Origin of the sequence: Paenibacillus validus NBRC 15382, assembly GCF_004000985.1 — a bacterium.
Lineage (GTDB): Bacteria > Bacillota > Bacilli > Paenibacillales > NBRC-103111 > Paenibacillus_G > Paenibacillus_G validus.
In genome coordinates this window covers 12,525-25,827 of the sequence record NZ_BIMH01000026.1, presented here as the reverse complement: position 1 = coordinate 25,827, position 13,303 = coordinate 12,525, and the positions used below count along the sequence as shown (strand labels likewise).

At 55.4% G+C, this 13,303-nt stretch carries 15 protein-coding genes; 8 read left to right on the top strand and 7 right to left on the bottom strand.

Annotated features, from left to right (window positions below):
- Window positions 1-2: 2 nt before the first annotated feature.
- The 4 genes from PVA01S_RS16740 to PVA01S_RS16725 form a co-directional block, all read right to left on the bottom strand.
- Entirely contained in the window at window positions 3-1,082 is a 1,080-nt protein-coding gene (locus PVA01S_RS16740) for an ABC transporter permease (protein ID WP_127608559.1), read from the bottom strand.
- Entirely contained in the window at window positions 1,075-2,640 is a 1,566-nt protein-coding gene (locus tag PVA01S_RS16735) for an ABC transporter ATP-binding protein (RefSeq protein WP_127608558.1), read from the bottom strand. The genes PVA01S_RS16740 and PVA01S_RS16735 overlap by 8 nt, the downstream gene beginning before the upstream one ends.
- Window positions 2,637-3,692: a BMP family lipoprotein gene (locus PVA01S_RS16730; RefSeq protein ID WP_127608557.1), complete on the bottom strand. Its 1,056-nt coding sequence runs from the start codon at window positions 3,690-3,692 to the stop codon at window positions 2,637-2,639. Before PVA01S_RS16730 ends, PVA01S_RS16735 begins: the two co-directional genes overlap by 4 nt.
- A 425-nt stretch (window positions 3,693-4,117) precedes the next feature.
- On the bottom strand, window positions 4,118-4,603 hold the full coding sequence (locus tag PVA01S_RS16725) for a Dps family protein (protein ID WP_127608556.1): 486 nt from the start codon (window positions 4,601-4,603) through the stop codon (window positions 4,118-4,120).
- 231 nt (window positions 4,604-4,834) lie between these two features.
- Here PVA01S_RS16725 and PVA01S_RS16720 point away from each other — a divergent pair, with 231 nt between their 5' ends.
- The 5 genes from PVA01S_RS16720 (at window position 4,835) to PVA01S_RS16700 (ending at window position 7,517) form a co-directional block, all read left to right on the top strand.
- Complete coding sequence (locus tag PVA01S_RS16720; RefSeq protein ID WP_127608555.1) at window positions 4,835-5,329, top strand: DUF948 domain-containing protein; 495 nt, start codon at window positions 4,835-4,837, stop codon at window positions 5,327-5,329.
- A gap of 114 nt (window positions 5,330-5,443) precedes the next feature.
- The gene (locus PVA01S_RS16715; RefSeq protein WP_127608554.1) at window positions 5,444-5,803 is read left to right on the top strand and encodes an STAS domain-containing protein; all 360 of its coding nucleotides are present in this window, start codon (window positions 5,444-5,446) and stop codon (window positions 5,801-5,803) included.
- A gap of 20 nt (window positions 5,804-5,823) precedes the next feature.
- Window positions 5,824-6,273 (top strand): anti-sigma B factor RsbW, encoded by a 450-nt coding sequence (gene rsbW, locus PVA01S_RS16710; protein WP_054795882.1) that lies wholly within the window; start codon window positions 5,824-5,826, stop codon window positions 6,271-6,273.
- Window positions 6,270-7,079 carry a sigma-70 family RNA polymerase sigma factor gene (locus PVA01S_RS16705; protein ID WP_127608553.1) on the top strand — a complete coding sequence of 270 codons (810 nt, stop codon included), beginning with the start codon at window positions 6,270-6,272 and terminating at the stop codon, window positions 7,077-7,079. Before rsbW ends, PVA01S_RS16705 begins: the two co-directional genes overlap by 4 nt.
- Before the next feature lie 117 nt (window positions 7,080-7,196).
- The gene (locus PVA01S_RS16700) at window positions 7,197-7,517 is read left to right on the top strand and encodes a hypothetical protein (RefSeq protein WP_127608552.1); all 321 of its coding nucleotides are present in this window, start codon (window positions 7,197-7,199) and stop codon (window positions 7,515-7,517) included.
- 540 nt (window positions 7,518-8,057) lie between these two features.
- Here the strand turns inward: PVA01S_RS16700 and PVA01S_RS16695 are convergent.
- The gene (locus PVA01S_RS16695) at window positions 8,058-8,534 is read right to left on the bottom strand and encodes a YtxH domain-containing protein (protein ID WP_127608551.1); all 477 of its coding nucleotides are present in this window, start codon (window positions 8,532-8,534) and stop codon (window positions 8,058-8,060) included.
- Window positions 8,535-8,622: 88 nt separating this feature from the next.
- Entirely contained in the window at window positions 8,623-8,883 is a 261-nt protein-coding gene (locus PVA01S_RS16690; RefSeq protein ID WP_127608550.1) for a GlsB/YeaQ/YmgE family stress response membrane protein, read from the bottom strand.
- A 213-nt stretch (window positions 8,884-9,096) separates the two neighbouring features.
- Between PVA01S_RS16690 and PVA01S_RS16685 the strand changes: the two genes are divergently transcribed.
- Both PVA01S_RS16685 and PVA01S_RS16680 read left to right on the top strand, forming a co-directional pair.
- A complete protein-coding gene (locus PVA01S_RS16685; protein ID WP_127608549.1) occupies window positions 9,097-9,645 on the top strand; it encodes an RNA polymerase sigma factor in 549 nt (182 codons plus the stop codon).
- Window positions 9,642-11,213 carry an extracellular solute-binding protein gene (locus PVA01S_RS16680; RefSeq protein ID WP_127608548.1) on the top strand — a complete coding sequence of 524 codons (1,572 nt, stop codon included), beginning with the start codon at window positions 9,642-9,644 and terminating at the stop codon, window positions 11,211-11,213. The genes PVA01S_RS16685 and PVA01S_RS16680 overlap by 4 nt, the downstream gene beginning before the upstream one ends.
- 56 nt (window positions 11,214-11,269) lie before the next feature.
- Here PVA01S_RS16680 and PVA01S_RS16675 read toward each other — a convergent pair whose 3' ends face one another.
- Entirely contained in the window at window positions 11,270-12,208 is a 939-nt protein-coding gene (locus PVA01S_RS16675; RefSeq protein WP_127608587.1) for a helix-turn-helix domain-containing protein, read from the bottom strand.
- Between the two features lie 216 nt (window positions 12,209-12,424).
- Here PVA01S_RS16675 and PVA01S_RS16670 point away from each other — a divergent pair, with 216 nt between their 5' ends.
- A complete protein-coding gene (locus tag PVA01S_RS16670; protein WP_054795887.1) occupies window positions 12,425-13,156 on the top strand; it encodes a ThuA domain-containing protein in 732 nt (243 codons plus the stop codon).
- Window positions 13,157-13,303: the final 147 nt, after the last annotated feature.

Below are 13,303 nucleotides of genomic sequence, written 5' to 3'. Positions count from 1 at the left end.
CGTCAAGTCACCTCCCCGCGGGCTTTACGCCTAGCTGTAATCGGACGCAGCACGAGGCGAACGATGCCGTGCGAAGCGACGAAGAAAATGACGAGACCGATAATGACCCGGATAATTTCCGGGGGCACGTCGGCGCCGAAGCTCATGCCCGCCGATCCGTACGTTAACGAGCCGAATAAAGTGGCCGCCAGCACGACGCCGAGCGGATGGTTGCCGCCGAGCAAGGCGACGGCGACGCCGTCGAAGCCGTAGCCCGAAGAGCCGGCCGCGATCGTCTGGTAGTGGAATACGCCAAGCACTTCGAACACGCCTGCAAGACCTGCGAACACGCCGCCGACGAACATCGCTTTCACCACGTTGCGGTTGACGCTCATCCCGGCATATTCGGCCGCGCTAGGACTGTGCCCGACGGCGCGAAGCTCGTAGCCTTGGCGCGTTTTCCACAGCAGCACGTAGAAGATAACCGCACCGATGATCGCAATCAGCGTGCCCCAGTGCAGACGTGCGTTACCGAAAGCCTCGCTCAGGGCCGGAAGGCTGATCATGGCCGACTCGTGAATTTTGTAGGAGCGCTGTTGGCCGGGCTGAAGCAGGAATTCTCTGACGATATAGTTGGACAAGAACAGCGCGATCCAGTTCAGCATGATGGTCGTGATGACCTCATTCACGCCGCGTTTCGCCTTCAAATAACCGGCGATCGCTCCCCACAAGCCCGCGAGCACGGCCCCCACGATAATGGCAAGCGGCGCATGAATCCAGAACGGAAGCTGCAGCTTGATGCCGATAAAGGTGGCGCCCGTCATGCCGATGATGTACTGGCCTTCGGCGCCGATGTTGAACAAGCCTGTGCGGAACGCGAAGGCGACCGACAGCCCCGTCAAGATCAGAGGCGTAATTTCACGAATCGTTTCGCCGATGCTGTATGGATCGCCGACGACCTTCTCAACCAAGGACGCATAAGCCAAGAGCGGGTTGTAACCGCCGATCAGCATGATGATCGCACCGACGAGAAGGCCGAGCACGATGGCCGCGAGCGGAACAAGCGCCGAGTCTTTAATAAATAGGCGGGACCACTTAGACATGCGTGTCACCTCCGGATTCTGGCTCGCTGCCGGTTTTGCCGGTTTGGCCGGAGCCTGCCATCATCAGCCCGAGCTCGCGGTCGCTTGTGCGGGCAGGATCGGCTTCCCCGATAATTTTCCCGCCGCAGATGACGACGATCCGGTCGGACAATTGTAAAATTTCATCGAGCTCATGGGATAACAGCAGCACCGCTTTCCCTTTATCCCGCTGCTCGATCAGGCGCTTATGAATAAACTCGATGGCGCCGACATCGAGGCCGCGGGTTGGCTGGGCGGCGATCAGCAACTCGGGGTTTTGGTCGATTTCGCGAGCGATAATTGCCTTTTGCTGGTTGCCGCCGGACAAGGAACGGGCCTCGCTATCGAGCCCGGACATGCGTACGTCGAATTCCTCCGTGAGCCGTTTCGCCTGCTTCTCGATAGCCGCGTAGTCCAGGAAGCCGTTCTTGTTGTAGGCGGACGTATAGTACGTTTTCAGCACCATATTTTCGCTCATTGTAAAATCAAGCACGAGTCCGTGCTTATGACGGTCTTCCGGAATGTGTCCGAGGCCGCTTTCGGAGATGGTCCTCGGCGGTCGGTTCGTAATGTCCCGCCCGGCCAGCGAGATGCGGCCGCTGTCGATGCGGCGCAGCCCGGCGACGGCTTCAACCAGCTCGCTCTGCCCGTTGCCGTCGACGCCGGCAATGCCGAGGATTTCGCCGCTGCGCACGGCCAGCGACACCTCATCCAATACGCGGGCGCCGCTGGCCGCATGGGCGACGATCTTATCTACGATCAGCACCGGCTGACCCGGACTCGCGGGCTTCTTATCCCGCTTGAACGAGACTTGCCGACCGACCATCTTGGCGGCCAGCTCATCCGGATTCGTCTCGCTGACGTTCAGCGAATCGATGACTTTCCCCCTGCGAATGACCGTGACCCGGTCGGCGATGGCCATAATTTCTTTCAGCTTATGCGTAATCAAAATAATCGACTTGCCTTCGGCGACGAGCTTGCGCATAATTTCGATCAATTCCTGAATTTCCTGCGGGGTCAGCACCGCCGTCGGCTCGTCAAAGATCAGAATGTCGGCGCCGCGATACAGCGTCTTCAAAATTTCCACACGCTGCTGCATACCGACCGAGATGTCTTGAATTTTGGCTTTAGGGTCTACGCGAAGTCCGTAACGGTCGGACAGCTCGGCCACCTGCTGTTCCGCCTTCCGGTAATGGATGGACAACCGCTGCTTCGGCTCCAGACCGAGAATGATATTCTCCGTCACGGTAAACGGTTGCACGAGCTTAAAGTGCTGATGAACCATACCGAGCCCGAGACGGATTGCCGTCTTCGGGCCCTGGATAGCGGTCGGTTTGCCGCCAATGAGGATTTCGCCCTCATCCGGCTGGTATAAACCGAACAAAATATTCATCAGCGTAGATTTGCCCGCGCCGTTCTCACCGAGAAGGGCGAGAATCTCGCCCTCCTTCAGCGTCAGGTTGATGCCGTCATTGGCAACAAGTCCCGGAAACCGTTTCGTGATGCCGCGCATCTCTACTTTGGTCGCTCCGCTGCTCATTTATCCGGAACCTGAATATCGCCTTTGACGATTTTGTCTTTGTACTCGTCTACTTTCTTCAGCACATCTTCAGGGACGTTCTTTTTGGACGTTTCCGGGAGGCCCACACCGTTGTCCTTCAGACCGAGTACGATCGTTTTGCCGCCTTCGAATTTTCCGTTAATCAGGTCATTGGAGATATTATAAACCGCCGTATCGACCCGTTTCATCATGGACGTCAACGTCACATCGTCGCCGAACGTAAGCGATTGGTCTTTATCTACGCCGATTACCCACACCTTTTTACCGTTCTTCACACGGTCTTTCGCCTCGTTGAACACGCCGTCGCCGGTTGCCCCGGCCGCATGGAAGACGATGTCCGCGCCGTCGTTGTAAATGGTAGAGGCAGCCGCCTTACCCAGGTCGGGCTTGTCGAATGCGCCTGTGTAGTTGATAGTTACTTTAGCGTTCGGATTTACCGCTTTAACGCCGGCTACAAACCCGGCCTCGAAACGTTTAATGACGGGAATGTCCATCCCGCCGACAAAGCCGATTTTGTTCGACTTCGTCATCAAGCCTGCCACAACGCCTGTCAAATAAGAGCCTTCATGCTCGGCGAACGTAACGGAAACGACATTAGGCGCTTCAACTACGTTATCAATGATAGCCAGCTTTGCTTCCGGGTTTTGCTGAGCAACGGTTTTCAGCGAATCGCCGATAATAAAACCGATCCCCCAAGTCAGGTTATAGTTGTTTTTCACCAGTTGGTTCAGGTTCGGCACAAATTCAGAGTCGTTTTTACTTTGCAAATATTTAACGTTGACTCCCGTTTCTTTGTTCAGCTTCTGAAGAGCTTCCCATGCGCTTTGGTTAAACGAGTTGTCGTTTACGCCGCCAACGTCGGTCACCATCCCGATGTTCAGTTTGGATCCGGGTTTCTCCGCGCCCGCTGTCGTTCCTCCGGTCGTGGTTCCTCCGGTTTCGGTTTGTGCAGGATTTTTACTGCCGCAGCCTGTCATGGCAAGGACAAACGTCAACAAGACGATCAAACTAAGTGAAAGCCGCTTCTTCATTCTGATAGACCCCTCCTTCAAATGGTGGACCTTGCCTTTCCATAAGGCTAGTATAACCATCCCGGCTTTCCTTATCACAAATAATGCCAGCTTCCCTTTAACGGTTTGCGGCCCGTGTTCGGCGGGGAAGATGTTTTGTAACGGCAGCCGGTTTCGGTGCGGTCGGTAACGCAAGCAGGTTGGCGTCATTTACTAAAAAAACCCAGGAAAACCGGACTTGCTCTTATCGGTTTCCTGGGTTCGTATAGCGTGATGATGCTGATCTGACTGCGTTCCTTGCGGAAATTCTAACACAAAAACTGACCATCGGCAATATAAAATCTGTAATTTTTACCCAAATTTGATAAGTTATCGCCTGCATTGGAAAACAGACTGACCAGGGGGTAAACCCTTTCGACAGTCCGCCATTGTGGCGGTTGCCGATCTTACTTTATATAGGCGTCCAGCATCCACACATGCTTCTCCAATGTCGTACGAATGCCGATCAGCATATCGTGCGTGCCGTCGTCCTTCTGCTTCTCGGCGACCTCCATCGCTTGTCCGATCTCATTGATCAGCTGCTTGAAGTCGTCGCGTACGCTCTTCACCATCTCATCCGCCGATTTCAGAGGCGCGTGTTCTTTCACTGTCGCCGCTGCGGAGATTTCCTTGGTCGTGGATACCGGAGATCCCTGCAGAGCAAGAATGCGTTCCGCCAGTTCGTCCATCGTCTGGCCGGCTTCATTATAGAGTTCTTCGAATTTGGCATGCAAATCGAAAAAGTGAGGTCCTTTCACGAACCAATGATGTTGATGCAGCTTTATGTGTAAGACGGCCCAATTCGCAACCTGTTGATTCAGTAAAGCCAGCAGGTCGTTACCCGTTGTCCCTGTGGTTTCCTTAACGGTTTCCTTTTCCATTACTTTAGCCATTGTCTATTACCTCCCGAATCCTTGTTATTTAGGGTTGGACAGCCCGCGCGGTTTGAGGCTCACCCGAACTGTCCGGGAATAACAGGTCGTCGCTTGTCCGCCTGCTTGTCTTTCCTTACCCATAGGATAGCCGATTGAAACAAATTTGATCCTGATCCGACTGTGCGTTTCAAGCTTGTCCCGAGCGGTTAAAAAATACCCAATCGAACCATGAATATGGAGGGATGCAGGATGATTATTGAAATTAGTGTGGCCGTCGTGGCCATCGCATTCGCGGCTTTAGTCGTTTTTCTTATTCAAACGCTGCGCTCGGTGTCGGACCTGCTCGGTCAGACGAACATGGTTATTCGTGAAATGCAGGAGCAAATGAACGGCATCAGCACGGAAGCGGTTGAGCTGCTGCGGCACACGAACGAAGTATCGGTGGACGTTCGCAACAAGCTGCACTCGATCGATTCGGTCGTGGATTCGGTCAAAAATATCGGCGACGCCGTCCAGGAAGTTACTTCTTCGGTCAAGCAAGCGTCCACCGCGGTGGCGGGAACGATTCGGAACAGCGTACCGAAAGATCCGAAGACGGCAGGGGAAACGGCTCAACATGTGCTGCAGACGGTGCCGATAGTGATCGAGCTGTGGCAGAAGTGGCGCGAAAGGAAGAAAGCGGAATCCGCCCGACCTGGCGAAACACATCGGACAGCCGTCTCCGCCGCGGTCCCCAACCGATAAAGTTTGTGGAGTCGGTGTTTCAAAAGGAAGGTTTCCGGTTAATTAGTTTCTAGCAGCCGATACGGCTTGCTTGCAGAAGCTTCAAGACAAGCAGCGGCCAAGGAGGATTTTCATATGGATAAACCGAACAGCTTTCTAGTCCAAACGAAAAAAACGGAACTGGAGAACATTGTATATCTTCAAGGCGAACTCGATCTGTCCAAGGTGTCGGAACTGCGCTGCGTGCTGGATCCGCTTGTAGCGGACACCGGGCGTGGCCTCGTCTTGAACTTAAGGCAGCTTCAATATATTGACAGCACGGGGATCGGTGTGATTGTATCGGTATTAAAAGCAAGGGACGTCTTGAAGGCTTCTTTTACAGTACAAGAGATTCCGCTGAAAATCAGGAGACTCTTCGATCTGACGGGCATTACTTCGTTTCTGCAACCGAAGTCGCCGGCAGATTCGTCTGAGGCCCGCATCATTAACGGATAAGAAAGGATCGAAGAGAGCTTATGAATTCCGAAACTCACGCCGTGTGTCTAACTGTCCCTGCCGAGCCGGAGTACATCGACTTGGTCCGTCTGACGCTTTACGGCATCAGCTCCAAGCTCGGTTTCTCGTATGAAGAAATTGAAGATATGAAAGTGGCGGTCGCCGAGGCTTGCAATAATGCGGTGGTGCACGCCTACGAACCGGGTCGGCCCGGGAAGATGAACGTGCGCTTCGAGCGGCTGAACGACGGGCTGCGCATTACGGTGAAGGATGAAGGACCGAGCTTCGATTACGAGGCGAAAGCGCAGCGCGCCGAATCGCTGCATGAGAAGACGCTCCATGAAATCAATGTCGGCGGGCTCGGTATATATTTGATGCAGGCGCTCATGGACGATGTTGAGGTGCGTACAGGCGCAGGCACGGAAGTGACTTTGACCAAACGCCTCATCCGAAGCGAGGAAATGGTATGAAAATCAATTCGGAACGAACGGTGCCCGGAACCACGGATGAAACTCCTTCCATCGCGAATGAGGCATTAATCGTTCGATATCAGGAGACGGGCTGTAATGAAACGGCAACGGTGCTGCTGCGTCAGTACGAGCCGATGGTGAAGATGGCTGCGGGTAAAATGTCGCGTAACCGTCCGGACCTGTTCGAGGACTTGTACCAAGTCGGGCAAATGTCGGTGCTTCGGTTGTTGAAGCAATTCGACTTGACGCTTGGCGTGCAGTTCGAAGCTTATATGATGAAAAGCGTGATCGGGCATATGAAAAATTACTTGCGCGATAAATCCTGGTATGTTCAGGTGCCCAGGCGGATTAAGGAAAAGGGGAATCAAATCCAGCAGGTGGTCGATCAGCTGACCGTTCGTTTGGAACGTTCCCCGAACGTGGAGGAGATCGCCGAAGCGATGGACTTGTCCGTCGAGGCGACGATCGAGATTTTGGCGGGACGCGATTATTACCATTACGTTTCGCTGGATACGCCGCTGTCATCGGACGATAACGGATCGACGATCGGCGATGTGATCGGCTGTCCCAGCGATGCGTATCAGAGGGTGGAGAATCGGCTTACGCTGCAGGATGCGCTTGTACATTTGAAGCCGGAAGAGCAGAAGGTGCTTCATCTCGCTTATACCGAAGGGCAGTCGCAGCGGCGAATCGCCGAACAGCTCGGCGTCTCGCAAATGAGTGTGTCGCGTATACAAAAGCGTGCGCTCGATAAGTTGAAGGCTTACTTTCAAGAAACCGGCGGCAATCGCGACGTCGGATCGTAAACGCGTCCCGGGTGGGGCGCGTTTTTGCGTGAAGCGAGAGAAGGGGCATGTTTCAGCGCGGCAAAGAGCGGGTAATGATAGACAAGCACCCAAACTTACGAGAAGGCGGTGGTTCTCATGGCAGTTAAACATCGTATAAAGTGTGACGGCAGTGAAGTCATGGTCCGGGAAGAGGAAGGTTCGTACATTTTGTCGATTCAGGCTTCCAGCAACCCGCTTGGCTTCGGCAGCCTATTGGAAGCGTTCCCGAATCAGGATGAAGCCGTTCGTGCGGCGGAGAAGTTCTGCATGCTGCTGGCGGTGGCCAAGGAGCGCGGCTACTACTTGGAGAACGGTTATTTCGTCAAGCCGGAGAAGGAGCGCATTCCCGTAAACGTATGCTTGCAGCAGGATGAGCTGACCGAGGAGAGCTGGATCATCCGGTTGGAGCGGGTATAGAGCGGACAAAGCGCAGACGGCATGCGCAGCGCGGAAGGCAGTGCATAAGCAGGTGACGCCGGGGACAAGCTGTTCCCGGCTTTTTGGTGTTCCGCTAATCTTCTAATCTTCTAATCCTCTAATCTTCAATGAGTTAATGGCCGCTCGTCTTCCGACGGAGGAAGATCACACCGCTTTTGGTCAGGGAATGGTGATGGCGCTGCCCGCCGTCGATCCTGAGCGAGCTATCGTTGAACCCGAGTCGTAAAGATGCCCTTGCGTACATGGTGCAGTATGTATCCCTACGTCGCTCTTTCTTAGTCGTCGTGCGCAGTATGGGGAAGAGAGCCTTAAAGAAGCGCTCAGGCTAGAGGTAAAGCAGTATGTGACCTTGGAGCCGGAATGGATACCTTTGCTTTCAGAAACCCGGAGTTGGTAAGGTGCGATCAACGTGAATATCAGGCATATGAATATGTGTACCTTGTGGATGGACGGGTAACATAAAACCAGCCTAAACCGCAACAACGGTTTAGGCTGGATGGGGGCGCCGCAGGGCTTGGATTAATGCGACGATTTGTCGGCCAGTCGATGCGCCGTAGAGGAGGCGCCGTCGACTAGGCGCTGCGACGAATCGCCTGCGGAATCAATCGTTCGATGAGTGAAGTCGGACGCTTGTCCGAGCTTCTTCTCCGCTGCGGATGAGGCGCGGTCAACGGCCGTATGGGCGGCGCTTTCCGCGCGATCGGTCGCAGCGCGGGCTTTATCTGCCATGTCGTCGGTAACCGTGTGCGCTTTGTCCGCAAGCATGCCGCTTTGCTCTTTCACGAGCTGAGCCGTTTCCACAGCTTTCGCTTTACACGTTCCCACCAGGTCTGCGCCTTTAGCCTGAAGCGTCTGCAAACGATCCTTCAGATCGCCGCGCAGCTCGCGTCCGGATTTCGGCGCCGTTAACAACGCAATCGCTGCGCCGGCCAGACCGGCCATTACCGTTCCTATCAGCATGCCGCTTCGTCTTGTCTCCGTGTTCACCGTACTCATATCTCCTCACTCCTTCTCTTTGTCATCCACACGATCTCCGGTGTGAATCAATCCTACAGGTTACGGGGCTACAGGGTTTGTACAACCGTTACGCCGTGCGTTTGCCGAAGCCTCTTGCAAGCAGCCCGAGCAAGAACACGAACAATGCAGAGCCGATGATGGCAGGCAAAACGGCGAATCCGCCGATAACCGGCCCCCACGAACCGAGCAGCAGGGCACCGAGCCAAGCGCCTACGAATCCGGCGATCATCGAACCAAGCATACCTCCCGGCATCGCGCCCGGCGCAATCGCCGACCCGATAGATCCAATGACAACAGCCATGATTAACGTTATCAGCAAGCTTAACATGTTCATCACGCTCCCTTTGAGGTTGATTACTTGCATGTCTACTTTTACCCGGGTGGCGGGAGGGTGAAACAAAAAGCGGCTGTATTCGGCGTCCGTTCGACAGCTGCTGCAGGTATTTTCGACCGCAATCGGCGCCGGGCGTTTATGATTTTTCAGCGAAAAAGGGAACCTTTCCATCCCTGCATCGTCCAATTGGATGAGAGGTGAACCCGGGTGGCCTTTGAGTATTTGAAATCGCTCGCAGGAGGTATGGATAAGAACGAAATCTTATCCGAGCTGATGCTCACCTATGGCGAGGATGTATGGAACTACGCGTTCTTTCTGACGCGTCAGCCGATGACGGCGGACGACATTACGCAGGATGTATTTATGAAAGTATATGAGCGGCTTTACTCGTTTCGCGGTGAAGCGAGCATCAAGACGTGGCTGCTGGCGATTACGCGCAATACGGTGCGCGATCAGTGGCGCTCGGCGTGGTTTCGGCGCGTTGTGCCGTTCGGCGTGCTGAAGCGGGATGAAACCGTCGCCTCGGCCGAATCGCAAGCGTTAAGCGCTCTCGTGGAGGAGGACGTGTGGAAGCTTGTGCTGGAGCTGCCGACGAAGCTGCGCGAGGTGCTGCTGCTGCATGCGCATCATCAGCTGTCGTATGTCGAAATCGCGGAGCTGCTGGGCATTTCCGTCGGGACGATGAAGTCGCGACTGTCGCGGGCAAGAGCGAAAATATCACAGCAATTGGAAACCGAAGGGAGGGATACCCTGTGACAAAAAACGAGCGTAACGAACCCGAAGCGTGGGAACAGCAGTTAAGACGGCTGCCGTTGTCTCAGGGCGGGTTTTCGAAGGAACTGGCCGAACGGGTGCAGGCGCGGGTACGGATGGTGCCGCCGGTTAGAGGGCGGAGCCGCAAATGGCTATGGTTGCCTGCTGCCGCCTTGCTGGGAGCGGTTGTATTCGGTGTGGCCGAAGCCGATCGGCTGAAATCGGCGTTCACTCCGTTGGTGACCCAGCCGAAAGACCCGGCGCTGCAGCCGCTAGACCCGAATACAGCATTGACGTTGAAGGTGGCTTATTTCAGCGAAGAGGCGTTTATGTCGCAATACGGGGCTGTTTTTCAGAAGAAGTTTCCGAATGTGAAGGTGGAGATTATTCCGTACGGCGACGTCTCTCCGGTCAGCAGCGTGATGAGGTCGAATCCATCGACATGGCCGGTTGAGGAACTGCCCGATGTGATGGGGGTGAACGGTGCGGAGTTTGCGACCCTTGTGCGTCAAGGCAAGCTGTACGCGCTCGATGAGGTTGTGAAAAAGGACGGATTTCCGCTAAAGACAGCCCATCCGGGCCTGATCGAGGCGCTGCGCAAGCAAGGCGACGGCAAGCTGTACGGCCTTGCCCCGAGCTTCGACCAGCTTGCGGTTTATTACAATAAAGCGCTGTTCGATCGTTATGGAGTGGCCTATCCGGAAGACGGGATGTCTTGGGAGGAGCTGCTCGGCATAGCTGCCGCCATCGGCGAAGGAGGCGGCAGGCGGGAAGGCGTGTACGGTTTGGCGACGGGGAACGGGTCGTGGCCGACCAGTATGATCATGCAGGTGGCGAATGCGGCGGGAATTTCCATCATTGATCCGAAGACCAGGCAGGTGGCGATCGATACGCCGCAGTGGCGGATGGTGTGGGCGACCGTGATTGAGGCGCTGCGCGAAGGGGCCGTATACGAAGCGCCTCAATCGGCATCCGGCAGCAACCGTGCGGAGACGGGAGGGACCCCGGACCCGTTCCTGACGGGGAAAGCGGCGATGACGCTGCAGCGGTACAGCTATATCCAAACGCTGAAGGCCTCGAAGAATGCCCCGGAATGGGACGTGGCGAGCGAGCCTGTTCATCCGGATCGCCCTTCGGAATCGATGACCTTCTCGCTGGGGGGCATATTCGCGGTCAGCGCCAACTCCCCGAACCGCCGTGCCGCCTGGGAGCTGATCAAGCTGATTCAGCAAGAAGAGCCGAGACGGCTGGAGGTTGATCGTTATCCGGCGAGTCCGGCGATGCCGGTGGCAAGCGTCCCCGGCAAGCATACGGAGGCGTTCCTGAAGGTGCGGCCCTCGGATCTATTATTCGACGGATCGTCATCGCTTGGCCGCACCATCAGCGGGGAGGTGTTCAAGAAGCTGCAAACGAAGTCAGCCGAGGTGCTTCAAGGGCGCAAGACGCTTGAACAGGCGCTGCGCGAGCTGCAGGCTGAGGCGGAGAAGCTGTGGAACCCGGAGGAAAGCGAGAGACCGGGGCTGGTGCCTCTGCCGAAGGGGAATACGGGGCTTGGAAAAAACAGCCAATAGCGCTCTGTAATTCCGCTATCTGAGCCCATACCGCGCCCATGCGGCGCAGTGTGGGCTCAGTCAGCCCCGGCTGCCGCTTCGCGGGAAGCCGGACCGCCGCCGCTCTGCATGCGCTGTTTGAACGTCTTCGGCGAGCACGCGTTGTGGCGCTTGAACAGCTTGTAAAACTGCGCCATGTTCGGAATGCCGACTCGCTCGCCGACCTCGGTGACGCTGAGGTCCTGCGTCAGGAGCAGACGCTCGGCGGTTTTAACGCGCTTGTAGTTCACGTAGTCGATGAACGACAGGCCGATCACCTTTTTGAACAGCTTGATGAAGTAGTGGTAGCTCAAGTGCAGCACGGCACATACGTCCTCCACGGAGATCTTCTCGCTCAGGTGGCGGTCGACATAATCCAGCGCCGGGCGCAAGCGCAGCAGGTCAGCGTCCTGCACGCCGCCCAGCACGCCCCGCTCGTCCGAGCGGATCAACAGCAGCAGCAGCTGCTTGATGGCCGAGCTGACGGCGAGTTCGTATCCGCGCGTGCGCTGCAGCGCCTCCGTATAGATGTTCATAACCAGCGCGTGAGCCTGCGCCCGGGCAGCGGCATTTTCGGCGAAGATGTAGTTCAGTTTACTCAAAGGCTCTGTCAGCTCGGAGAACGAGCTTAAATAAGGCAGCGTGCTCTGGTCAAAATGCTGCGTCAAATCCACCTGAAACACGACATATTTTAATTCCCCGACGGCTGCCTTATGGGTGCGGTGCAATTGCGAGGAACCCAGCACCATCACATCGCCGGGGCCAAGCGCAACATAGTCATGCTTCGTCTGCACGCCGAGCATGCCGTCCACGATCGCCAGAAACTCGACCTCTTTATGATAATGCCACAGACACGGATCGGGAGAGCCGCTCGTACCATCTTCGCTCTTATCGGAGCGGATTTCCCATATTTTCAGAAAAAGCAGCGGATTTTGATACACGACATCCTCGATCATGACATCGGACTGCACCGGCATTAAAGGTTTCACAGCGTAACCGACCTCGCTTCCGAAGAACGCTTTTGCATATATACGACCAGCTTTCATCGTAGTCACTTCCCTAACCAGTATATCACGAATCGATAGAGGAGAGCAGTATTGCATATAGATGAAGCAGGATTAAGCATATCTTTTCCCCGTTTGAATCACTATACTGAGAGTAACACGAACACAAGATGTGGAGGGAATGGGACGATGGGTCAAAAATTACGCGTCACCGTTTGGAACGAATTTCGGCATGAGAAAGAAAGTGAACGTATTCGCTCGGTATATCCGCAAGGCATACATACGGCCATTGGCGAAGGACTCGGCGCCGACGTGGAAGTCGCCTACGCCACGCTCGACGATCCGGAGCACGGTCTGTCCGAGGAGCGACTGAACAGCACCGACGTGCTGATCTGGTGGGGACATAAAGCGCATGACCAGGTGCAGGACGCAATTGTTGACCGCGTGCAGCAACGGGTGCTGCAGGGCATGGGCTTGATCGTGCTGCATTCGGGGCATTTCTCGAAGGTGTTCAAGAGGCTCATGGGAACCGGCTGCGATCTGAAGTGGCGCGAAGCGGACGAGAAGGAACGCATCTGGGTCGTAGCGCCTAACCATCCGATCGTCGAAGGAATCGGCGAATACATCGAGCTCCCGGAAGAAGAAATGTACGGCGAGCACTTCGATATCCCTGCTCCGGACGAGCTTGTCATGGTCAGCTGGTTCGAAGGCGGAGAAGTGTTCCGCAGCGGCTGCACGTTCCATCGGGGCCAAGGAAAGATCTTCTATTTCCGTCCCGGTCATGAAGCGTACCCGACCTATTATAATGAGCAAATTCGCCGGGTTATTCGCAACGCCGCTTATTGGGCAGCTCCGACGACTCGCGAGTATCCGACATACGGCAACCATAAACCGCTTGAGACGATTAAAGCGAAAGGCTAGCGTCTAAACCGCGTGCGGCGTTACGCACGAAGCCTGAGCAGGCGAAATCCGGCTCTGATCTGCAGTTGCAGAGAAGATGCCGGATTTTTTTGTAATAATGCCAAAAAAATGCGCGATTAGCAGGAACTATTTTCAGAACGTCGAACT